The organism is Ferrovibrio sp., from assembly GCF_025869515.1.
In the GTDB taxonomy this organism is placed as follows: Bacteria; Pseudomonadota; Alphaproteobacteria; order Ferrovibrionales; family Ferrovibrionaceae; genus Ferrovibrio.
The window spans coordinates 64,005-85,035 of the sequence record NZ_JAOZVR010000117.1; the positions used below are offsets into that span (position 1 = coordinate 64,005).

The 21,031-nt window shown below is 64.0% G+C and carries 20 protein-coding genes and 1 tRNA gene; 14 read left to right on the forward strand and 7 right to left on the reverse strand.

What is annotated here, in order from left to right:
• Positions 1-65: 65 nt before the first annotated feature.
• Positions 66-1,259 carry a multidrug effflux MFS transporter gene (locus OJJ21_RS21605; RefSeq protein ID WP_297689750.1) on the reverse strand — a complete coding sequence of 398 codons (1,194 nt, stop codon included), beginning with the start codon at positions 1,257-1,259 and terminating at the stop codon, positions 66-68.
• Complete coding sequence (locus tag OJJ21_RS21610) at positions 1,256-2,440, reverse strand: acetyl-CoA C-acyltransferase (protein WP_297689752.1); 1,185 nt, start codon at positions 2,438-2,440, stop codon at positions 1,256-1,258. The genes OJJ21_RS21605 and OJJ21_RS21610 overlap by 4 nt, the downstream gene beginning before the upstream one ends.
• 92 nt (positions 2,441-2,532) lie before the next feature.
• Here OJJ21_RS21610 and OJJ21_RS21615 point away from each other — a divergent pair, with 92 nt between their 5' ends.
• Positions 2,533-3,114: a TetR/AcrR family transcriptional regulator gene (locus tag OJJ21_RS21615; protein ID WP_297689754.1), complete on the forward strand. Its 582-nt coding sequence runs from the start codon at positions 2,533-2,535 to the stop codon at positions 3,112-3,114.
• A gap of 49 nt (positions 3,115-3,163) precedes the next feature.
• Here the strand turns inward: OJJ21_RS21615 and OJJ21_RS21620 are convergent, their stop codons facing one another.
• Entirely contained in the window at positions 3,164-5,653 is a 2,490-nt protein-coding gene (locus OJJ21_RS21620) for a DNA translocase FtsK (RefSeq protein ID WP_297689756.1), read from the reverse strand.
• A 77-nt stretch (positions 5,654-5,730) separates the two neighbouring features.
• On the reverse strand, positions 5,731-6,951 hold the full coding sequence (locus tag OJJ21_RS21625; RefSeq protein ID WP_297689759.1) for an aminotransferase class I/II-fold pyridoxal phosphate-dependent enzyme: 1,221 nt from the start codon (positions 6,949-6,951) through the stop codon (positions 5,731-5,733).
• 162 nt (positions 6,952-7,113) lie between these two features.
• Here OJJ21_RS21625 and OJJ21_RS21630 point away from each other — a divergent pair, with 162 nt between their 5' ends.
• A complete protein-coding gene (locus tag OJJ21_RS21630; protein WP_297689761.1) occupies positions 7,114-7,917 on the forward strand; it encodes an alpha/beta hydrolase in 804 nt (267 codons plus the stop codon).
• A gap of 61 nt (positions 7,918-7,978) precedes the next feature.
• Here the strand turns inward: OJJ21_RS21630 and OJJ21_RS21635 are convergent, their stop codons facing one another.
• Positions 7,979-9,370 carry an esterase-like activity of phytase family protein gene (locus OJJ21_RS21635; RefSeq protein WP_297689763.1) on the reverse strand — a complete coding sequence of 464 codons (1,392 nt, stop codon included), beginning with the start codon at positions 9,368-9,370 and terminating at the stop codon, positions 7,979-7,981.
• A 122-nt stretch (positions 9,371-9,492) separates the two neighbouring features.
• On the opposite strand from OJJ21_RS21635, the gene OJJ21_RS21640 reads away from it, so the two are divergent.
• Positions 9,493-9,696: a hypothetical protein gene (locus OJJ21_RS21640; protein WP_297689765.1), complete on the forward strand. Its 204-nt coding sequence runs from the start codon at positions 9,493-9,495 to the stop codon at positions 9,694-9,696.
• Positions 9,696-10,277, forward strand: a complete 582-nt coding sequence (locus OJJ21_RS21645) for an NAD(P)H-dependent oxidoreductase (protein WP_297689767.1) — start codon at positions 9,696-9,698, stop codon at positions 10,275-10,277. Before OJJ21_RS21640 ends, OJJ21_RS21645 begins: the two co-directional genes overlap by 1 nt.
• 28 nt (positions 10,278-10,305) lie before the next feature.
• Here OJJ21_RS21645 and OJJ21_RS21650 read toward each other — a convergent pair.
• A tRNA-Phe gene (locus tag OJJ21_RS21650) sits at positions 10,306-10,381 on the reverse strand.
• 128 nt (positions 10,382-10,509) lie between these two features.
• Between OJJ21_RS21650 and OJJ21_RS21655 the strand changes: the two genes are divergently transcribed.
• Entirely contained in the window at positions 10,510-11,295 is a 786-nt protein-coding gene (locus tag OJJ21_RS21655; protein WP_297689769.1) for an ABC transporter ATP-binding protein, read from the forward strand.
• Between the two features lie 13 nt (positions 11,296-11,308).
• Positions 11,309-12,133, forward strand: coding sequence for an ABC transporter permease (locus tag OJJ21_RS21660; protein ID WP_297689770.1), 825 nt, complete (start codon positions 11,309-11,311; stop codon positions 12,131-12,133).
• On the opposite strand, the gene OJJ21_RS21665 is transcribed toward OJJ21_RS21660, so the two are convergent.
• On the reverse strand, positions 12,113-12,529 hold the full coding sequence (locus OJJ21_RS21665) for a DUF2306 domain-containing protein (RefSeq protein WP_297689772.1): 417 nt from the start codon (positions 12,527-12,529) through the stop codon (positions 12,113-12,115). The two genes, OJJ21_RS21660 and OJJ21_RS21665, sit on opposite strands and share 21 nt — an antisense overlap.
• 135 nt (positions 12,530-12,664) lie before the next feature.
• Between OJJ21_RS21665 and OJJ21_RS21670 the strand changes: the two genes are divergently transcribed.
• The 8 genes from OJJ21_RS21670 (at position 12,665) to OJJ21_RS21705 (ending at position 21,028) form a co-directional block, all read left to right on the forward strand.
• Positions 12,665-13,372 (forward strand): response regulator transcription factor, encoded by a 708-nt coding sequence (locus OJJ21_RS21670; RefSeq protein WP_297689773.1) that lies wholly within the window; start codon positions 12,665-12,667, stop codon positions 13,370-13,372.
• A gap of 45 nt (positions 13,373-13,417) precedes the next feature.
• Positions 13,418-15,013, forward strand: a complete 1,596-nt coding sequence (locus OJJ21_RS21675) for a stimulus-sensing domain-containing protein (protein ID WP_297689775.1) — start codon at positions 13,418-13,420, stop codon at positions 15,011-15,013.
• A 70-nt stretch (positions 15,014-15,083) separates the two neighbouring features.
• The gene (locus tag OJJ21_RS21680; protein WP_297689777.1) at positions 15,084-15,587 is read left to right on the forward strand and encodes an HPr kinase/phosphatase C-terminal domain-containing protein; all 504 of its coding nucleotides are present in this window, start codon (positions 15,084-15,086) and stop codon (positions 15,585-15,587) included.
• Positions 15,588-15,589: 2 nt separating this feature from the next.
• The gene (gene rapZ, locus OJJ21_RS21685; RefSeq protein ID WP_297689779.1) at positions 15,590-16,492 is read left to right on the forward strand and encodes an RNase adapter RapZ; all 903 of its coding nucleotides are present in this window, start codon (positions 15,590-15,592) and stop codon (positions 16,490-16,492) included.
• A 68-nt stretch (positions 16,493-16,560) separates the two neighbouring features.
• Entirely contained in the window at positions 16,561-16,968 is a 408-nt protein-coding gene (locus tag OJJ21_RS21690) for a PTS sugar transporter subunit IIA (protein ID WP_297689780.1), read from the forward strand.
• Complete coding sequence (locus OJJ21_RS21695) at positions 16,968-17,267, forward strand: HPr family phosphocarrier protein (protein ID WP_297689782.1); 300 nt, start codon at positions 16,968-16,970, stop codon at positions 17,265-17,267. The genes OJJ21_RS21690 and OJJ21_RS21695 overlap by 1 nt, the downstream gene beginning before the upstream one ends.
• A gap of 118 nt (positions 17,268-17,385) precedes the next feature.
• Positions 17,386-18,780: an adenosylhomocysteinase gene (ahcY, locus tag OJJ21_RS21700; RefSeq protein WP_297689784.1), complete on the forward strand. Its 1,395-nt coding sequence runs from the start codon at positions 17,386-17,388 to the stop codon at positions 18,778-18,780.
• Between the two features lie 166 nt (positions 18,781-18,946).
• Positions 18,947-21,028, forward strand: a complete 2,082-nt coding sequence (locus OJJ21_RS21705; RefSeq protein ID WP_297689786.1) for a PAS domain-containing sensor histidine kinase — start codon at positions 18,947-18,949, stop codon at positions 21,026-21,028.
• The last annotated feature ends 3 nt before the right edge of the window (positions 21,029-21,031 follow it).

Consider the following 21,031-nt stretch of genomic DNA (forward strand, 5'->3'; position numbering starts at 1 on the left):
TGTGATGGCCGGGAGGATAAAGCGCGAGAGGACCGTTTGGAACCCCTGGTCCGTGACCGTTTATGTCAGGCCGGTTGTGTCGCCGGCTGCGTGCGCGGCAGCGTACTGAGCAGACCACACAAAGCGAGCAGCAGCATCGCCGCCGGCATCGGCTGCAGACCCGGCAGCGGCAGCAGGTTGACCAGGGCGGCACCGAGCGTGGCGCCGGCCATCTGCAGGGCACCGATCAGTGCGGCAGCCGCGCCGGCGCGCTGCGGGAACGGCTGCAGGGCCGCCGCTACGGTGAGCGGATTGACGATGCCGATGCCATAGAGAAAGACCAGCGTGGCGCCGATCGCCGGCCACAGGCCCGGCGCAGCGGCCAGATGGCCAAGCAGCAATGCGCCACCGATGCTCAGGACCAGGAAACCGAATCGTGTCGCCATGGAGGCACCGAAGCGGCGCATCAGCCCAGGCGCACTGTAGCCGCCGGCGAAGACGGCAAAGACCGTGAAGCTGGAGGTCAGACCGAATTCGGTCGGGCTCTGGCCATAGGCGGCGATAAACAGTCCCGGTGCGCCGGCAAAGAAGGCAAACAATGCGCCGAGCGCACAGGTGGTGGCAAAGGCCGGCCGCAGGAATTGCGCCTGCGACAGCAGGCTGTCATAGGCGGTGAAGGCGCCGGCGATGCCCGGGCGATGCGTCGTCTCTGGCCGCGTCTCGCCCAGACGCCAGAGTACGATGGCAAGAATGACGATGCCAAAGCCAGCCACGGCATAGAATGGCGCCCGCCAGCCGAAGCCTTCCTGCAGCAGGCCGCCGAGCAGCGGTCCAAAGCCCGGCGCCACGGCCACGCCGGTCATGATCAGGCCAAGCGCCCTGCTCAGGGCAGCACCGTCGAACAGGTCGCGCGCCATGGCACGGCCGACAGTGGAGGCGGCACAGGCCCCGACCGCCTGCAGGGCGCGACCGATGATCAGCATCTCGACAGTCTGCGCCATCGCACAGATCAGCGTGGCACCGAAGAACAGCGCCAGGCCGAAGACCAGCACCGGTCGCCGGCCGTACCGGTCGCTCAATGGCCCGGCCACCAGCTGGCAGACGGCAAAGACCGCCAGATAGACGGTCAGTGTCAGCCGCACCGTATCGGCATCGGCATGCAGCGCCGCACCGATCACCGGCAGGGCCGGCAGGTAGATGTTGGTCGACAGCATGCCCAGCGCGGCCAGCGCCGTCAGCAGCACGATCAGCGGGCCGTAGGAGATTGCAGCCTTGCTCACGCGGCGCGTTCCAGCGCGATCGCGGTGGCTTCACCGCCGCCGATGCACAGCGAGGCGATGCCGCGCCTGCCGCCACTGCGTTCAAGCGCATTGAGCAGCGTGACGATGATGCGCGCGCCGGTGGCACCGATCGGATGGCCCAGCGCGCAGGCGCCGCCCAGGATATTGACGCGATCATGCCCGATATTGAGGTCGCGCATCGCCGCCATCGGCACGGCGGCGAAAGCCTCGTTGATCTCGAACAGGTCGACCTGATCGATACTCCAGTCCACTTTCTGCAGCAGCTTGCGGATCGCCGGGATCGGTGCGGTGGTGAACCAGTCGGGTGCCTGGGCATGCACGGCATGACCCATGATACGCGCGATTACCGGCAGGCCTTTCTCCTTCGCGGTCGACTCCCGCGCCAGCACCAGCGCGGCGGCGCCATCGGCATTGGCTGACGAACTCGCCGGCGTGATCGTGCCATTGGCCTTGAAGGCGGCTTTCAGCGTCGGTATCTTTTCCGGATTCACCTTCAGCGGATTCTCGTCGCGGCTGACCGTCTCGGTGCCCTTTGCGGTTGGCGTGACGGCGACAATCTCCGCATCGAACCAGCCGTTCTCCACCGCCCTGCGCGCGCGGGTCAGCGTCTCGATGGCATAGGCATCCTGTTCTGCGCGGGTGAAACCGTATTTCTCGGCGCATTGTTCGCCGAAGGTGCCCATGGCGCGGTCACGCTCATAGGCATCCTCCAGCCCGTCCAGCATCATGTGATCGAGCACTTTCGTATGGCCGGCCTTGTGGCCGAAGCGCATCTGCGGCAGCAGATATGGCGCACCCGACATGCTCTCCATGCCGCCGGCCACCATGATATTTGCCGAGCCGGCGCGCAGCATGTCATGTGCCAGCATGGTGGCGCGCATGCCCGAACCGCAAACCTTGTTAACGGTAACGGCACCGACATGGTCGGGCAGGCCGGCCTTGCGCGCCGCCTGTCGCGCCGGCGCCTGGCCCTGCCCGGCCGGCAGCACGCAGCCCATCAGCACTTCGTCGATCTCTTCGCCCTTCACCCCGGCACGCTCCAGCGCCGCCTTGATGGCGACCGCACCGAGTTCGTTTCCGGCAATGCTACTCAGTGCCCCGCCGAAGCGGCCGAGCGGAGTGCGGATGGCGGATGCAATGACGATGGGATCGGTAGACATGACGGCTCTCCGTAATTTCTCTTGCTCTCCTATTTAGATGATTGCTATCATCTATTCGTCAAGCGCTATTTTTGCATCTGGGAAAGGCTGCCATGCGCCGTTCGGCCGAAGAAAAGGCGGAAACCCGCCGCCAGATCGTCAGGACGGCCGGCCGCATGATCCGCGGCAGGGGCCTGGCCGAAACCGGCGTGGCCGAGGTGATGGCCGAAGCCGGCCTGACCCATGGCGGTTTCTACCGGCATTTCGCGTCGAAGGACGAACTGGCGGCGGCGGCGGTCGAAGCGGCTTTCGCCCATATGCGCGCAAGGTTGGAGGCGATCACCGCCAAAGCACCGCCGGGCAAGGGGCTGGAGGCCCTGATCGAGACCTATCTGACGGAGGCGCATCGCGACCAGCCGCAGCATGGCTGCGTGATGGCGAGCGTCGGCATGGAGGCCCAGCGTGCCGGTGGAGTGATTCAGGCTGCTTACGAGGATGGAATCGCGAGGCTGCTGGCGCTGTTCGCCGAACAGATCGTGGCGCCAACCCGCAAGCAACAACAAGACCGCGCGCAGGCCGTGCTGTCGGTACTGGTCGGCGGCCTTTTGCTGGCACGCGCACTGCAACATGATCCGGTTGAATCGAAACGTGCATTAAAGACCGCACGTGCGGCAGCGCTGACGCTCGCACAATAAAAAAGCCCGGCATGGAAGCCGGGCTTTTCGATCCCCAATCCGGAAGCGCCTACTCCGCCGCCTCGATGTTGCGGGCGAGCACTTCGCGCTTGCCTACATGGTTGGCACCACCGACCACGCCTTCCTTTTCCATGCGCTCCATGATGCGGGCGGCGCGATTGTAGCCAATCTGCAGATGACGCTGGATGAAGGACGTGCTGGCCTTGCGCTCGCGGCAGACCAGCGCCACGGCCTGGTCGTACAGCGTGTCTTCCTCGCTGCCGCCCTCGCCGCCCCCGCCCGGCGCACCGTATTTGCCGCCATCGGCATCGGCGGTCACCGCCTCGACATATATCGGCTCGGCCTGGTCCTTCAGCGTCTTGACCACGCGTTCGACCTCTTCGTCCGAAACGAACGGGCCGTGCACGCGGCTGATGCGGCCGGCGCCCGGCATGAACAGCATGTCACCCATGCCCAGCAGCTGCTCGGCGCCCTGCTCGCCCAGGATGGTGCGGCTGTCGATCTTCGATGTTACCTGGAAAGAGATACGGGTCGGGAAATTGGCCTTGATCGTGCCGGTGATGACATCGACCGACGGGCGCTGGGTAGCCATGATCAGATGGATGCCGGCAGCACGCGCCATCTGCGCCAGGCGCTGGATGGCGGCCTCGATATCCTTGCCGGCGACCAGCATGAGGTCGGCCAGCTCATCGACGATGACGACGATGAAGGGCAGCGGATTGAGATCGATCGGACGCTCTTCGTAGATCGGCTTGCCGGCCTCGTCAAAGCCGGTCTGCACAGTCCGGCCAAGCTTTTCTTCCTTGGCGCGCGCCTGGGCCAGACGCTCGTTGTAGCTGGCGATATTGCGCACGCCGAGTTCCGACATCTTGCGATAGCGGTCCTCCATCTCGCGCACGGTCCATTTCAGCGCCACCACCGCCTTGCCCGGCTCGGTGACCACCGGGGCCAGCAGATGCGGGATGCCGTCATAGACGGAGAGTTCAAGCATCTTCGGATCGACCATGATGAAACGGCACTGATCCGGCGTCAGCTTATAGAGCAGCGACAGGATCATGGTGTTGATCGCCACCGACTTGCCCGAGCCGGTGGTGCCGGCAACGAGCAGATGCGGCATCTTGGTCAGGTCGGCGATGATGGCCGAGCCGCCGATATCCTTGCCCAGCGCCAGGCCCAGCTTGGTGGACGGGCTCTCGAATTCGGCCGAGCCCAGCAGCTCGCGCAGATAGACCGTCTCGCGCCTGGCATTGGGCAGTTCGATGCCGATGGCATTGCGACCGGGAATGACGGCGACGCGGGCGGACAGCGCACTCATCGAGCGGGCGATATCGTCGCTGAGGCCGATCACGCGGCTGGACTTGGTACCGGGTGCTGGTTCGAGTTCGTAGAGCGTGACGACCGGGCCGGGGCGCACCTTGGTGATCTCGCCCTGCACGCCGAATTCGTTCAACACTGACTCGAGCATGCGGGCATTCTGCTCCAGCGCATCCTCGTTGATCTTTTCGCGCGCGGTATCGGCCGGCGGCGGCTTCAGCAGCGAGAGTTCCGGCAGTTCGAAATCGCCGGCATCGCCCAGATTGAGCGTGGTCTGCGCTTCGCGGGCAGCGCGTACCCCTGTCCTGGGCTTTTCGATACGGCGGGTGACACGGCCCTCGTCGGCCCGCTTGGCCGTGGGCAGGCGCGGCAGATCATTCTCGTCGTCTTCCGCCTCATCAAGATCATCGGGATCGACATAGTCATCCTCGACGGCCGCTTTCCTAGCCTTACCGAAACTCGGCTCGGCCTTGCGGATCACCGGCTTGTCGTCCTCGTCGTCACGGCTGAAGGCGGCCTTCAGCCGGCCGAAAAAGCCCTGGGTTTCCTGGCCGGCGCGCATGGCCGCTTTACCGGAATGATAGATACCCTGCGCCGCCAGACCAGCGGTAGCCGCCGCACCAAAGCCCAGGCCGGCCCCCATGCTGCGCCATTCTCCCATGCTGAGGCCGGAAGCGAAGTAGAAGCACAGCACCGCGAAGCCGAAACAGAGTACCGCCGGCAGCACCGCGGAAATCGGCAGGCCGAACATGACGCCGAATGGCACCAGCTGGTGATAGAGAATGAAATCGCCGACCACGCCGCCCAGGCCCGCGCGCAGCGCCCAGACCGTGGGCACCGGCAGCGCGGCGGCAAAGGCCGCAAACAGGATCAGGGTGAGCGGCACCAGCGCCACATTCAACCACCAGCGCGGCAGGCCGCGATGCGACACGATGCGGAAGCCCCAACTGGCCAGCAGCAGCACGAAGAGCCAGGCCGAGAGGCCGAGCGTCTGCAGCAGCACGTCGGAGATATAGGCGCCCGGCAGGCCGAGCCAGTTCCTGGGCGCCAGCGGCGTGGCGTGATTGAAATTCGGATCGGCCGGATCGAAGCTCGCCAGCGCCAGCGCCAGCAGGAAGCCCAGACCGAGGATCAGGATGCCGCCGCCCTCGCGGGCCCGCATGCTCAGAAAATCGTCGAATCCCTCGGGGAAGAAAGACCGCTTCTTCTTGGACCTGGCAGCCATGCCGTTCCTCACAGATTAACCATACCGGCGCGCAGACACGGCCGCCGACCCGGGCCGATTCGCCCTAGCCTGATCAGTTAACCCCCCAGAACGTTACCAATGCGTTGAAGCGCAACCTTTGTGGTCTCGATATCCGACACCAGGGCGAGCCGCAGATAGGTTTTTCCGGCCCGTTCTCCGCCGTTTTCCGGCCGGGTCAGGTAATTGCCCGGCAGGCTGCGGATGGCCGCCTCGCGCCACAGCCGCAGCGCCATGGCCTCGGGGTCGCCAACATCGAGCCAGAGGTAGAACCCGCCGGCCGGCCGGAAAAAGCCGAAGCGGTTGCCCAGGACATTCTGCGCCATGTCGAATTTCTGACGGTACATCGCCCGGTTCTGCTCGACATGGGCCTCGTCGCGCCACAGTGCGGCCGAGGCCGCCGCCACCGGCATCATCATGCCGGTGCAGCCGTAATTGCGCAGCTTGATGAAGGCCTTGGTGATCTCCAGGTCGCCGGTGCAGAAACCGGAACGCAGGCCCGGCGCGCTGGAGCGCTTGGACAGCGAATGGAACACCACGATATTCTTCAGCGCATCCTGGCCGACCTTGCTGCCAGCCAGATGCAGTGCCGCGTCCAGGCCGCCCGGCGGCGGCACCTGATCGTAAATCTCGGCATAGCATTCATCGAAGGCGACGACGAAATCATACTGTCGCGCCAGTTCGATCAGATGCGCAAGATAGTCCACGCTGGCCACCGCACCCTGCGGATTGGCCGGCGAGCAGATATAGACCAGCGCCGTGCGTTCCAGCGTCTCCCTGTCCAGCGATTTGAAATCGGGCAGGAAGCCGTTCTCTGCAGTTGCCGGCATGAAATACGGATCGGCGCCGGCCGCCACAGCGGCGCCGACATAGGTCTGGTAGAACGGATTGGGCATCAGCACCAGCGGGCGCTCGCCCTTCGGACCTTTTTTCTGCGGCACGATCACATTGGCGATCATGTACAGACCTTCGCGCGTGCCGGTCAGCGCGACGATCTGCGTTTCCGGCTCAATCAGGGCTTCCGGCAGCTTGTAGCGGCGCGTGATCCAGGCGGCGCAGGCGGCGCGAAATTCCGGCGTACCGTTGATGGTGGGATAGCGATTGAGAATGCTGAGGTCCGCCGTCATCTGCTCGATCACCATTGGCGGCAGCGGATGCGACGGCTCGCCGATCGAAAGATTGATCGGCGCCATGCCGGCCGGCAGTGGCTCGGAATCGAGCAGGGTGCGCAGGCGGGCGAAGGGGTAGTCGCTGAGTTCGTCGATACGGGGATTGAGCATTGCGGGTCACAGTAAGGGCCCGACACGCAGGGACCGGCGAATCAGGCAGACAGAACAGGATGCCGCAATCTACGGGGCGGCGACTCTGGCGGCAAGCATAGCGACCGGCTTGCTGCTGTCGGGGCAGGGCAGCATACTGGCCACCTGAAATCGGGGGAATCCATGCGTTTCGGCTGCCTGGCCACGCTTCTGGCCGCCTTTTTGACTTTCGCCGCCCTGCCGGGGCAGGCCCAGGAGCGCATCGGCGTGCTGGTGCTGCACGGCAAAAGCCCCGGCAGCCAGAACGACCCCTATTCGGGGCAGTTCAGATCCGCCCTAGCGAATGACGGTATGATCACCCTGATGCCGGACATGCCGTGGTCGGCGCGCCGCTATATCGACGGCGACTGGGATCAGGCCATGGCGGAAATCGACCGCCATGTGAAAAGCCTGCGCGACAAGGGGGCGACCAGGATCGTGATTGCCGGGCACAGCATGGGCTGCCCGGCAGCGATGGGCTATGCAGTCAAATACGGCACGGTGGATGCCCTGGTGCTGCTGGCACCCGGCCATGTCCCCGACAGTTACTATAATTTCCCGCCGCTGCGGGCCGTGCATGACAGCATCGACGAAGCCCGCCGCCTGGTGGCGGCCGGCCAGGGCGACACGCGCAGGGATTTCGAAGACAGCAACCAGGGCACATCGATCAAGGTGCGCACAACGGCGAGGAATTACCTGAGCTATTTCGACCCCAATTCGGACGCCGAGATGTCTCGCACCGCAGCGCGCATTCCGGCGCAGATCCCCGTGCTGTGGGTGATCGGCGACAAGGACCCCATGTTCCGCCGCGGTCGCGATTACGCCTTCAGCAAGCTGCCGGCCAATCCCAAAAGCCGGTACCTGGAAGTCGCAGCCACCCATCTGACCACGCCCGTTGTCGGCACCGCCGAAGCCCTGGCCTGGATCAAGGCCGCCATACAGCCGTAAAGACACCCGGCCGGCCGGTATCGAGAAAATTGGACCGGCCGGGTGCTTTTGGAAATCCTGCTTACTTCGCAGCCAGGAAATCCTTCACTTCCAGAAGGACGAACTCGTTGTCGTCGCTTTTACCGAGCTTGCGGCCCGAGGAGAAAGGCAGGTTGTTGTCGTTGCCGACGATGATATGCGTGGCATCGACAACATCGACATTCTCGATGGTGAAGAAGGGGAAGGTCAGGCGTTGGCCGCCCTCACCCGCTTCGCCGCCCTGCTTGGCCTTCCTGTTCGGGTCGGCCATATCCATCAGGTCGATATAGCCGACCTTCTTCACATAGCCATCGGCATCGGCCTGGCTGAGGTCGATCTTGTAGACGCGCTTGAATTTCGCGGGCTTGTTGAAGCAGTCGGGCTTGACTTCGCCCTTGCAGGCCTGCGCCTGGCTGCCCTCGGTATCGTCGCGCTCGATGATCATGCCGCTGTTGGCGTCGATCATGTTGAAGTCGCCGATGCTGTTGCCGTTGACTTCGAGGCGGTATTTCCAGCTGCGGCCGGTCCAGTCGGTCTTGGCCAGATCGAATTCGAGGATGCGCAGGTATTCCTTGCCATCGGCGCCCTTCTCGGTGCCGTTGGCCGCCGCATCCCACAAAGCGCCTTCCAGCAGCGGATAGAGGAACTTGCCGTCCTTGCTGGCGGCCATGCCTTCATAGCCCTTGCTGCGGCGCGATTCGAAAGCGACCGCACCCGGCGCGCCCGGTGTACGCACGGCATAATGATCGGGCGAGCGCACCGGCTTGCCGTTCACCTTGGTCTCGACGATCTGCTTCACCTTGCCCTGACGGTCGGTGGCGATCAGGTAGGGGCCGAATTCCTCGCCGAACCAGATTGTATCGCCGACCGGCTGCATCGATTCCAGGTCGAAATCGGCGCCGGTGAGATAACGCTTGTCGGTGCCTTCGTTGACGATCAGGAACGGCACTTTCTTGTCCGGGTCATGCAGGAACAGGGTTTCCTGCCGCTGAATCTGCCCGCCCACGAAGTCGATCTTCAGGCGATGGAACATCAGCATGGCATCGGGCGAATTGGCCTTGCTGCCAAAGCCGTTGTCCGTGACCACCATAAATTCGCCGTTGCCCAGCGACCTGATGCCGGAGAACCCCTGCACCGGCTGGCCCTCGAAGGGCAGACTGATGCCGATCTTGCGCGGCGCTGCCTTGTCGGACAGCGCCGAAACGCCTTCGACGCTGCGCAGCTTGTCGTTGCGGGCCGGGCCGGTGAATTTGCCTGAGGTCTTCAGCATGGCCGGCGCATCGGCCGGTGCCGGCACGAAGCTTTCCGCCGGCAGGAATGCATGGCCGGTAACAGTGGCGCGGAACGGTCTCGCGTCCTGCGCCCAGGCCGGGGCCATCGTGGCGGTGCCGGTAAAAAACGCGGCTGAAATCAAGGCAAGTGCGATCGGTTTCATGTCCGATTCCCCCTGTTTGGTGGTTGGGAGAAGAGTCGGTAGCGGCGATCCGTGACACCGCGATGCCGACGCAGTGACAGGTCGATGACGACAGCAGCCCGGTCCTGCGCTAAACTGCCGGCATGGATGAACCGCAACCGCCCGCTTCTGCCGTCTGCAGTCTGGACGAGGCGCCGGACGCCTGGCGCGGCTATCTGTCGCCGGCGGAAATCGCCACCGAACTGGACCGGCTGCTGCCGCGCATCCGCGACGATGCGCTGCATGCCAGGCTGAAGGCGATCCGCGACAGCCTGCCACCTGATGACGCCAAGGACAAAGCCGGCTGATGCGGGTTCTGGTTCTCTATGCCCATCCGGTGGAAACCAGTTTCCATGCCGCGCTGCATCACCGTGTGATTGAGGCGCTGCGCGCCGCCGGCCATGATGTCGACGATTGCGACCTCTATGCCGAAGGCTTCAATCCGGTGCTGAGCCGCGAGGAGCGGCTGAATTACCACAACACCGCGGTGAACCAAGCGCCGGTACAACCCTATGTCGATCGCCTGCTGGCAGCCGAGGCACTGGTCCTGTGCTTTCCGGTCTGGTGCTTCGGGTTGCCGGCGATCCTGAAAGGCTGGTTCGACCGCGTGCTGATGCCCGGCGTCGCTTTCGACATCAGCGACCCGGCCGATGTGAAGCCGGCCCTGACGCATCTGAAAAAGATTGCTGCCGTGACCACATACGGACGACCGCGCTGGATGGCGTTTTTCATGGGCGATCCGCCGCGCAAAGTGATCACGCGCTATCTGCGGGCATTGGCCGGCGGGCGACGGGTCGACTATCTCGCCTGTTACCACATGAACGTGGCGACGCCGGATATGCGGCGGCGGCATCTGGACCGCATCGGAGCGGCGATGCGGCGGTTTTAGGCCAGGGCAAATGCGGGTGGGGAGAAAATGGTGCCCAGGGACGGAGTTGAACCGCCGACACGAGGATTTTCAGTCCTCTGCTCTACCAACTGAGCTACCTGGGCACGGGTATCTTCCGGATACCGGCGTTACGGGCTTTATTCCGCAACGGCGCGCGGTTATAGACAAAATCGTCCGCCCTGTCCATATCAGGGCAGAACAAATTTATCGCGCCGTGGAAATACCTTAGCTCATGCCGCCTGCTCCCGGAACCAGTGCCGCAATTGCTGTGGCCGGCCTCGCCAAGACCTATGGCGCGGCCGACAAGCCGGTGCATGCCGTGGCCGGCATCGACTTCACGGTGACGCCGGGCAGCGTAACGGCCCTGCTGGGCGGTAACGGCGCCGGCAAGACCACCACGATCGCCATGCTGCTCGGCCTGCTGAAACCCACCTCCGGCAGCATCAGCATTCTCGGCACCGACATGCTGCGCGACCGGCACCACATCCTGCCACGGCTGAATTTCTCCTCGCCCTATGTCGATCTGCCGCACCGCCTGACCGTGCGACAGAACCTGAAGGTCTTTGCCGGACTGTATGCCGTGCCGCAGGCCAGCGCACGCATCGAACAGCTGGCCGAGGAACTGAATTTCGCCGCCCTGCTCGACCGGCCGGCCGGCGCGCTGTCAGCCGGGCAGAAGACCCGCGTGGCGCTTGCCAAGGCGCTGATCAACCAGCCCGACCTGCTGCTGCTGGACGAACCGACCGCCTCGCTCGATCCCGATACGGCCGACTGGGTGCGCAGCCTGCTGGAAAAGTATCGACGGGAGTTCGGTGTCACCATCTTGCTCGCCTCGCATAACATGAGCGAAGTGGAGCGACTGTGCGATCAGGTGCTGATGATGAAGGAAGGGCGCATCGTTGACCGTGGCACCGCACCTGAGCTGATCGAACGTTATGGCCGGCGCAATCTGGAGGAAGTGTTCCTCGATATCGCCCGCGGCCAGGGCAAGGCAGCGCTGGAGGCCGCCCCCGCATGAGCATAGGCCCGGCATGAGCATAGGCACGAACAGCGACAGCATCAGCTGCAGTCTGCAGCGCATGGCCGCCATGCTGCTGCGGCACTGGTATCTGCTGTCCGGATCATGGACCCGACTCGTCGAGCTGATCTACTGGCCGGCGGTGCAGATGATCATGTGGGGCTTCCTGACCCAGTTCCTCGCCGGCAAGACCTCCTATGTGGCACAGGCCTTCGGCGTGTTCATCGCCGGCATGATGCTGTGGGATTCGATGTTCCGCGTGCAGCTCGGCGTGGCGATCTCCTTCCTGGAAGAAATGTGGTCGCGCAATCTGGGCAACCTGTTCGTCAGCCCGCTGCGGCCGGGCGAATTCGCCGCCTCGATCCTGATCATGGGCCTGATCCGGACATTGTTCGGCATGGTCCCGGTCAGCTTCATGGCCTGGATCTTTTTCGATTTCTCGGTCTACGGCATGGGATTGGCACTGGCCGCGTTCTTCTTCAGCCTGATCATGTTCGGCTGGGCCATCGGCATCGCCGTCTGCGGCCTGATCATGCGCCATGGCCTGGGCGCCGAAAGTGCTGCCTGGGGCGCCATGTTCCTGATCCTGCCGGTGGCGGCCGTCTATTACCCGGTCAGCGTGCTGCCCGGCTGGCTGCAGGCTGTCGCCTGGGCCCTGCCGCCGGCCTATGTCTTCGAGGGCATGCGTGCGCTGCTGGTGGATGGCGTGCTGCGCGGCGATCTGCTGTTTGGCGCCTTCGCCCTGAACGCCCTGTATCTGGCGCTCGGCTTCTGGGCCTTCATGGCCCTGTTCGAGGCGGCGCGCCGCCGCGGCCTGCTACTGGGCCAGGGTGAGTAAGGCCACGCCGTCACCCAGAAGCCGTCCGAGCAGACGCATGGGCAGCAGGGTGAACAGGCCCGGGATCACCAGGGCGCCGAAGAACAGGCCGGTCATCGCCATCCGATGCCGGGTGATCTTGCCGCGCCGGATCGCCAGCACAGCCAGCGGCACCAGAATCAGCACCAGCACGCTCAAGGCATGAATCGGGCTGTAGCCGCCGCGGATGCCGGTGATCCAGAACGAGCTGACCGCCGCGGTCAGCATCAGACCGACCCAGATCCAGCCCAGAGCCCGGTGCGAACCGGTACCCTTGCGACGGACCAGCATCATGATTCCGAGCAGCAGCGCCAAAATCGTCGCCGCCAGATGGATATGAACGGCGGGTCCAGCCGTTAGGAGGGGCGTGAAATTCATGCTCCCACCCTGCCCCGCCCCCTGCAAACCGGCCAGCGACTTGCTATATAGGTGTGACAACGATCACCGGTTTTCCGGGACTTTCACACGGCCTGGCCGATACCATCCAAGGATTTCCCAGAAGGACTCTCTCCTGTGAGCGCCACGATTGCCCTGGTCGATGACGACCGCAACATTCTGACCTCGGTATCCATCGCCCTGGAAGCCGAAGGTTATAAGGTTCGAACCTATAACGACGGCGCCGAAGCGCTGCGCCATCTGACCCAGCAGATGCCCGATCTCGTCATCCTCGATATCAAGATGCCGCGGCTGGACGGCATGGAGACACTGAGCCGGCTGCGTCGCGTCAGTCAGGTGCCGGTGATTTTCCTCACCTCCAAGGACGAGGAAATCGACGAAGTGCTCGGCCTCAAGATGGGCGCCGACGACTATATCACCAAGCCTTTCAGCCAGCGCCTGCTGATCGAGCGGATCAAGGCGGTGCTGCGCCGCGCCGAAGCCAACCGCCCGGGCGCCGAGGAAACCGCAAGCGACAAGATGGTGGTGCGCGGTCCGCTCAGCCTGGATCCGGCGCGGCATCGCTGCACCTGGAAAGGCGAGGAAGTGGTGCTCACAGTCACCGAGTTCCTGCTGCTGGACGCCCTGGCGCAACGGCCGGGCCATGTGAAAAACCGCGACCAGTTGATGGATGCGGCCTACGACGACAATGTCTATGTCGATGACCGCACGATCGACAGCCACATCAAGCGACTGCGCAAGAAGTTCAAGATGGTCGATGACAGCTTCGACTCGATCGAGACTCTGTATGGCGTCGGCTATCGCTTCAAGGAACAGCCGGCATAAGCCTGTCATAACGGCCGGAGGGAAGCCCAGCATGGAGAGCAGGCGGTGACCGATCAGTCTCCGCGACGGCGGCTGATGTCGCCGCTGACGCGTCGCATCCTGCTGATCAATCTGGCAGCGCCGATTGCGCTTGTGCTGGCGTTTTTCTATCTCGACCAGTTTCGCCTCAGCCTGATCGACACACGGCTGACGGCCCTGCGCTACGAGGCAGACCTGATCGCCGGCGCCCTGGGCGAGTCGGCGATCAGCCCGTCGGAATTCGCCCCCACGCTTGAGCCCGAGCTGGCGCGCCAGTTGCTGCGTCGCCTGTCGGCACAGTCAAGCGCACGGGCCCGGCTCTTCGATACGGAAGGCGAACTGCTCGCCGACAGCCGCCTGCTGCTGGCCGCCGGCCGCGGCGTGGTCACCCGTCAGCTGCCGCCGCCCAATATCGACACGCCCTGGGAGCAGGCGCTGGTCGGCCTGTACGACAAGATCAACGCCCTGTTCATGACCACGCTGAACCTGCCGAAATATGTCGAACTGCCATTCACCCATGCCAACGATTACCCGGAAGCGCGCCGTGCGCTGACCGGCGACCGCGGCGAGCAGCTGCGCGACCTGCCTGATGGCCGAATCATGCTGTCGGTGGCAGTGCCGGTGCAGGGCCTGCGCAAGGTGGTCGGCGCATTGCTCCTGAATGTCGACAGCGCCGAACTGGATGCCCGCGTTCGTGAGGAACGACTGGGAGTGCTGAAGGTCTTCGCCGCGGTCCTCGGCTTCACCGTGCTGGCCTCGCTCTATCTCGCCGGCGCCATCGTGCGCCCGATTCACCGGCTGGCGGAAGCGGCAGAACGAATCCGCGCCGCCAAGGGTCGTATTGCACACCTGTCACTGCCGGACTATTCGGGACGCGAAGATGAGATCGGCGACCTGTCGAGCGTTCTGCGCGCGATGACGGCAGCCCTGTCGCAGCGACTGGACGCCATCGAGCGCTTCGCCGCCGACGTGTCGCATGAAATCAAGAATCCGCTCACTTCGCTGCGCAGCGCCATGGAAACTTTCCAGCGTACGGAGAAACCGGAATTGCGCGACCGGCTGCTGGCCGTCATGCAGGACGATGTCCGCCGCATGGACCGCCTGATCACCGATATTTCCGGCGCGTCCCGGCTGGATGCCGAACTCGCGCGCAGCGAAGCGCAGCCGCTGGATATTGCTGAAATGCTGCGCTCGGTGGTGGAAACCTATTCTGCTCGGCTGTCCGAAACCGGACCGAAAATCGTGCTGACGCTGATCGAACCCGGCCCGTATCTGGCGCCGGGTTTTGAAAGCCGGATCGGGCAGGTGGCGCGGAACCTGATCGACAACGCGATTTCCTTCTGCCCGCAGGGGGGCACCATCACCGTGACGGTGAAGCGCGAGCCGCGCCATGTCATGTTCAGTGTGGCCGATGAAGGCCCGGGCATCCCTGTCGACAACCTGGAATCGATCTTCGAACGCTTCTACAGCGAACGTCCGGCCTCGGAGGCCTTCGGTCTGCATTCGGGCCTCGGACTGTCGATTGCCCGCCAGGTGGTGCAATCGCTCGGCGGCGACATTCATGCCGAAAATCGCGGCGATGGACAAACTGGCGCCTGTTTCACGGTCCGGTTGCCATTGTAGCCGTTAACCAAAGCAACTCTGCATAAGGATGTATTGACTCTGTCAGGGCACCCCGGCAGGCTGCGCGCCCATGCTGACCCTTCATGCTAGCTGCGTGGCGATTACCGGCGCAGCGGTGCTGCTCCGCGGCCCCTCCGGTGCTGGCAAATCCGATCTGACGCTTCGTCTGCTCGACGCCGGCGCCGGCCTTGTCGCCGACGACCGGACATGCCTGCTGCGCGACGGCGACCGATTGATCGCCAGTGCGCCGCCGGCTTTGCGTGGCCTGCTGGAAATTCGCGGCCTGGGGCCGGTTTCGCATCCGGCCGCGCCGCCGACACCGCTGGCACTGCTGATCGACCTCGTGTCGCCGGACAATGTGCCGCGCCTGCCCGAGCCGCGCTTTGAAAACGTTCTCGATGTCGAGCTGCCCTGCCTGTCGCTGCATGCCTTTGAGGGCAGTGTCGCTGTGAAGGTAAGATGGGCGCTGGCGCGTGCCGTCGCCGGCACGCTGTTCCGGCCTGACGAAATCCGCCCGGAAGATATCCGTCTTGGGGAAAACCCCATCGCCACACGGCTCAAGCGTCAAGCCTGACCATGGATGCCGCTGCTGATCCGATCCGTCTCGTCGTCGTCAGTGGCCTCTCCGGCGCCGGCAAAACCACCGCGCTCAAGCTGCTTGAGGATTACGGCTACGAGGCGGTCGATAACCTGCCGCTGCCATTGCTGCGCCGGCTGGCCGTATCGGATGACGGCGGCGATGCGGAACCAGGCCTGCGGCCGCGCCGCGCCATCGCTGTGGGCGTGGACAGTCGCACCCGCGATTTTCAGCCCGACCGCCTGATTGCCCTGCTGGGCGAGTTGAAGCAGCGTTCCGACCTGGCCGTGCAGCTGCTGTATTTCGACTGCGAAGACGAAGTCCTGCTCAAGCGTTTCACCGCGACCCGCCGGCGGCATCCGCTTGCGGGAGATCGCCCGATCACTGACGGCATCGTCGCCGAACGACGGCTGATGCTGCCGTTACGGGCTGAGGCCGACCTGGTGATCGATACCTCGACAGTCACTTTGCCCGAATTCCGGCAGGTTCTGGCCGCGCAATTCGCGCTGGACGCCCTGCCCGGCCTTAGTATCATGGTACTCTCGTTTTCCTACAAACTCGGCCTGCCGCGCGAGGCGGATTTGGTGTTCGATGTGCGCTTCCTGCGCAACCCCCATTACGATGAAATCCTGCGCCCGCAGACCGGCACCGATCCCGGCGTGGCGAATTACGTCTCCGCCGATCCGGCCTATGCCGGCTTTTTTGGACAGCTGCGCGACATGATCGATAATCTGGTGCCGCGTTATGCCGCTGAGGGCAAACGCTATCTGACCATTGCAATCGGTTGCACAGGCGGCCGCCACCGTTCCGTTGTGGTTGCCGAGGCACTTGGCAAACACTTGCGCGACACTGGCCAACGTGTCGATATCCGTCACCGCGACCGCGATCTGGCCCCAGTCTGACCTTGGCCTGAGCCGCAGCCGACGAGGAACCCCAGCCCCATGACCAGCCACAAGATCGACAGCGTCCCATGATCGGTATTGTCGTCGTCACTCACGGCCGTCTTGCCGAAGAATTCATTCACGCTACCGAGCATGTGGTTGGACCGCAGAAGAACATGCGCGCCGTCTGCATCGGCCCTGATGACGATATGGAACAGCGCCGGCAGGACATCCTCGCCGCCGTTGCCGCCGTTGAAAACGGCAAGGGCGTGATCGTGCTGACCGACATGTTCGGCGGCACGCCATCCAACCTGGCCATCTCGATCATGGATCAGGCCAAGGTTGAGGTGATCGCCGGCGTTAACCTGCCGATGCTGATCAAGCTGGCCAGCGTACGCGCCAAGTCGGACCTGGCGGCCGCGGTCAGTGCCGGCCAGGAAGCCGGCCGCAAATACATCAATGTCGCCTCCAAGCTCCTGGCGGGGGAATCCGCCTGATGGATGCTGCGACATCGAATGGCGCGCCGCTCAAGCGCAGCGTCACAATTCCCAACCAGCGCGGGCTGCATGCCCGTGCGGCGGCGAAGTTTGTCCAGGTGGTCGCGCGTTTCCCGCAGGCCAAGATCCAAGTTTCCAAGGACGGCCAGACCGTTAATGGGGAATCGATCATGGGCCTGATGATGCTGGCCGGAACCCAGGGCAGCAGCATCGAGATCACGGCGGCCGGGGCCGAGGCTGTGGCCGCCATGGAGGCCCTGATCACCCTGGTGGAGGGCAAATTTGGGGAATCCGAATAAGCAGACCTTAAAATCTATATACCTATATAAAGATTTCTTTATATAGAACTGGACAGGCCAGCCTGCCCCCTGCTATATCCGCGCCCAGTGTGAAATCTCACCAACTGGAGCTGCCGAAATGAGCGCGGATTATATCGTTAAAGACATCGGTCTGGCCGACTGGGGCCGCAAGGAGCTGGACATGGCCGAGACCGAGATGCCCGGTCTGATGGCCACCCGTGCCGAATTCGGCAAGTCGCAGCCGCTCAAGGGCGCCCGCATCGCCGGCTCGCTGCACATGACAATCCAGACCGGCGTGCTGATCGAGACTCTGAAAGCGCTCGGCGCCGATATCCGCTGGGCCTCATGCAACATCTACTCGACCCAGGACCATGCCGCCGCCGCCATTGCCGCAGCCGGCATCCCGGTCTTCGCCGTGAAGGGCGAGACGCTGGAAGAATACTGGGATTACACCCACAAGATCTTCGAATGGGCCGATGGCGGCACCCCGAACATGATCCTGGACGATGGCGGCGACGCCACGCTGCTGATCCACCTGGGCATGCAGGCCGAGAAGGACGCTTCGGTGATCTCGAAGCCGACCAATGAGGAAGAGACCGTCCTCTATGCCGCGATCGCCAAGAAGCTGAAGACCTCGCCGGGCTGGTATTCCAAGATGGGCGCCGCGATCAAGGGCGTGACCGAGGAAACCACCACCGGCGTGCATCGCCTTTATGTCATGGCCAAGGAAGGCCGCCTGCTGTTCCCGGCGATCAACGTGAACGACAGCGTGACCAAGTCGAAGTTCGACAATCTCTATGGCTGCCGCGAAAGCCTGGTCGACGGCATCCGCCGCGGTACCGATGTGATGATGGCCGGCAAGATCGCCGTCATCGCCGGCTACGGCGACGTGGGCAAGGGTTCGGCTGCCAGCCTGCGCAATGCCGGCTGCCGCGTCATGGTCACCGAAATCGATCCGATCTGCGCGCTGCAGGCGGCGATGGAAGGCTATGAGGTCGTGACCATGGAAGATGCCGCGCCGAGGGGCGACATCTTCGTCACCGCCACCGGCAACCTGGATGTCATCACCATCGAACACATGCGCGCCATGAAACATCGCGCCATCGTGTGCAACATCGGTCACTTCGACTCCGAGATTCAGATCGGTGCCCTGAAGAACCTGAAGTGGCACAATGTGAAGCCGCAGGTGGACGAGGTCGAATTCCCTGACAAGAAGCGCATCATCGTTCTGTCGGAAGGCCGCCTGGTCAACCTGGGCAATGCCACCGGCCATCCGAGCTTCGTGATGAGCGCGTCTTTCACCAACCAGGTGCTGGCGCAGATGGAACTCTGGACAAACCCCGGCAAGTACGAAAAGCAGGTCTATACCCTGCCCAAGCATCTCGATGAGAAGGTCGCCAGCCTGCATCTGGAAAAGGTTGGCGCCAAGCTGACCAAGCTCACCCCGGTGCAGTCGAAGTATCTCGGCATCGGCGAGAAGGGCCCCTTCAAGCCGGACCATTACCGCTATTAATTGCCACTGAATCGGGGCGAATCGCCCCTGTCGCACAAAGGCCGGACCCGGGACTATTTCCGGGCCGGCCTTTGTTGTTTTTAACGCCTTGTCTTGAGCCTCCGGGCTGGCCGATAGTGGCCCCATGTCTGGGGCCATGAATGTCTAAAATACCGGAGAAAAACGCGTGAACGAGGTCTGGTGGCTGACGGCGCTGGCCGCTGCAGCAGCCGGCCTCGCCGGATGGCAGGCCTGGCGCGCCCGCGGCCTGCGCGAGACGCTGCGCCGCGCCGAGGCCGAGGTGGCAGCGACCGTCATTGCGCGCGATGGCGAACGCAAGGCTGCTGCCGCTCTGCAGCAGCGCCTCGATAGCCTGACCGCGGAAGTAGATCATCTGCGGCGGGCTGAGGCGCAAGCCAGTGCCCTGCTCGATGCGGCGCCGTTTCCGATCTGGCGCCGCGATGGCGAAGGCCGCCTGCTCTGGGTCAATGCACGCTATGCGCTGATGGCCGAAACCACGACGCAGGATGCTATCGAACGCGGCCTCGAGCTGGCCTCGGCACATGATCTGGACCAGCCGCGCGATCTGGCGCTGGCCGCCCGGGCCGCCGCCACTCTGAAGTCGCAGGAGCGCCGCTTCGTGGCCGAGGGCGACCGCCGCAACTACCGCATCTTCGAACTGCCGATTGGTGAAGGTACGCTCGGCTTCGGCCAGGACATCACGCCGGAAGCCGATGCGCGCGGCCAGCTTCGCCGCCACATGGAAGCCCATATGGAGGTGCTGCGCACCATCTCCACGGCCACGGCGATCTACGGGCCTGACAAGAAACTGCTGATCTGGAACCGCGCCTATGCCCGGCTCTGGCAACTGGACGAAGCCTGGCTGGAAACCCGGCCGACCTTCGGCGAGGTGCTCGAACAGTTGCGGGCCGAGCGCCGCCTGCCAGAGCAGATCGACTGGCAATCCTACAAACGCAGCCAGCTTTCGCTATTCACCACGGTGATCGAACGGCAGGAGGAGCTGATCCACCTGCCCGATGGTTCGACGCTCCGTCTGGTGATCAGCGCCTATCCTTCCGGCGGCCTGCTGTTTGCCTATGACGATGTGACGCGGCAACTGACCCTGGAACGCGCCACCAACACCATGATCGCCGTGCAACGTGCCACGCTGGACAACCTTTACGAGGCTGTCGTCGTCTATGGCTCCGATGGCCGGCTGTCGCTGTATAACCGCGCTTTCGCCCAGCTCTGGCAGATCGATGCCGATATGCTGAACCGCCAACCGCATATCACCGAGGTGATGGAGGCGGCACGCCCGCTGATGCAGCGCGGGCCGGACTGGGCCCAGCTGCGTGAACGTCTGATCGACAGCTTCGCCAGCCGCAAGGGCACACGTGGCCGGCTGGAACGCGGCGACGGCACGGTGATCGACTATGCATCCGTGCCGCTGCCCGATGGCGCCGTGCTCTATACTTATCTGGATGTCAGCGCCAATATTCGCATCGAGCGCGCGCTGCGCGAACGCAACGAGGCACTGGAACGTACCGACCGCATGAATGCGGCCTTTATCAGCAACATTACGCATGACCTGCGCTCGCCGCTGGGGACGCTGATCAGCATGACCGAGGTGTTGGCACAGGGCATCCTCGGCCCGATGAATGCCCGGCAGGAGGAATACTGCGCCGATATCATGATCACCTCGCGGGATCTGCTGCGCCTGCTGGATGACATCATCGCCATCGCCACCATCGAGGTCGGCCAGATGGCCCTGGAGCCCGCCGAACTGTCGCTCGATACGCTATGGCGCGAAGATGCAGCTCTGTGGCGCGAACTGGCCGATCACCGCGCCATCCTGCTCGACCTGCCGACCCGCAACGGCAGCGGCGCCATCATCGGCGACAGCCAGCGCCTGCGCCAGGCACTCGACAGCGTGATGGCGGTGGCGCTGGACGGCACGCCGCAGGGTGGCCGGGTGGCCCTGTCGCTGTCGGCGGATGACGAGTCGCATCTCGGCCTGCGCATCGAATGCCACAGCGGAGGATTAAGCCCGGTACAGCCGCGCCAGCTGTTTGCCGATCTGGTCGATGCGCCCGAGCAACGGCGGATCAATGCCGATCTTTCGCTGGTGGTGGCGCGCGGCCTGTTCGACCTGCATGGCGCCCGGCTCAAACTGGACAGCGCCAATGGCGCGCAGGCCGTCGATATCCTGCTGCCACGCTATCCGCTGCCCGAGCCGGGCCCGATTGCAGCACTGCTGACCCGTCAGTAAAGT

Excerpts from the sequence above, each read along its gene's own strand:
- OJJ21_RS21610 (WP_297689752.1), bottom strand. The coding sequence starts at position 2,440 with ATGTCTACCGATCCCATCGTCATTGCATCCGCCATCCGCACTCCGCTC.
- OJJ21_RS21615 (WP_297689754.1), top strand. The coding sequence starts at position 2,533 with ATGCGCCGTTCGGCCGAAGAAAAGGCGGAAACCCGCCGCCAGATCGTC.
- OJJ21_RS21620 (WP_297689756.1), bottom strand. The coding sequence starts at position 5,653 with ATGGCTGCCAGGTCCAAGAAGAAGCGGTCTTTCTTCCCCGAGGGATTC.
- OJJ21_RS21625 (WP_297689759.1), bottom strand. The coding sequence starts at position 6,951 with ATGCTCAATCCCCGTATCGACGAACTCAGCGACTACCCCTTCGCCCGC.
- OJJ21_RS21630 (WP_297689761.1), top strand. The coding sequence starts at position 7,114 with ATGCGTTTCGGCTGCCTGGCCACGCTTCTGGCCGCCTTTTTGACTTTC.
- OJJ21_RS21635 (WP_297689763.1), bottom strand. The coding sequence starts at position 9,370 with ATGAAACCGATCGCACTTGCCTTGATTTCAGCCGCGTTTTTTACCGGC.
- OJJ21_RS21640 (WP_297689765.1), top strand. The coding sequence starts at position 9,493 with ATGGATGAACCGCAACCGCCCGCTTCTGCCGTCTGCAGTCTGGACGAG.
- OJJ21_RS21645 (WP_297689767.1), top strand. The coding sequence starts at position 9,696 with ATGCGGGTTCTGGTTCTCTATGCCCATCCGGTGGAAACCAGTTTCCAT.
- OJJ21_RS21655 (WP_297689769.1), top strand. The coding sequence starts at position 10,510 with ATGCCGCCTGCTCCCGGAACCAGTGCCGCAATTGCTGTGGCCGGCCTC.
- OJJ21_RS21660 (WP_297689770.1), top strand. The coding sequence starts at position 11,309 with ATGAGCATAGGCACGAACAGCGACAGCATCAGCTGCAGTCTGCAGCGC.
- OJJ21_RS21665 (WP_297689772.1), bottom strand. The coding sequence starts at position 12,529 with ATGAATTTCACGCCCCTCCTAACGGCTGGACCCGCCGTTCATATCCAT.
- OJJ21_RS21680 (WP_297689777.1), top strand. The coding sequence starts at position 15,084 with ATGCTGACCCTTCATGCTAGCTGCGTGGCGATTACCGGCGCAGCGGTG.
- rapZ (WP_297689779.1), top strand. The coding sequence starts at position 15,590 with ATGGATGCCGCTGCTGATCCGATCCGTCTCGTCGTCGTCAGTGGCCTC.
- OJJ21_RS21690 (WP_297689780.1), top strand. The coding sequence starts at position 16,561 with ATGATCGGTATTGTCGTCGTCACTCACGGCCGTCTTGCCGAAGAATTC.
- OJJ21_RS21695 (WP_297689782.1), top strand. The coding sequence starts at position 16,968 with ATGGATGCTGCGACATCGAATGGCGCGCCGCTCAAGCGCAGCGTCACA.
- ahcY (WP_297689784.1), top strand. The coding sequence starts at position 17,386 with ATGAGCGCGGATTATATCGTTAAAGACATCGGTCTGGCCGACTGGGGC.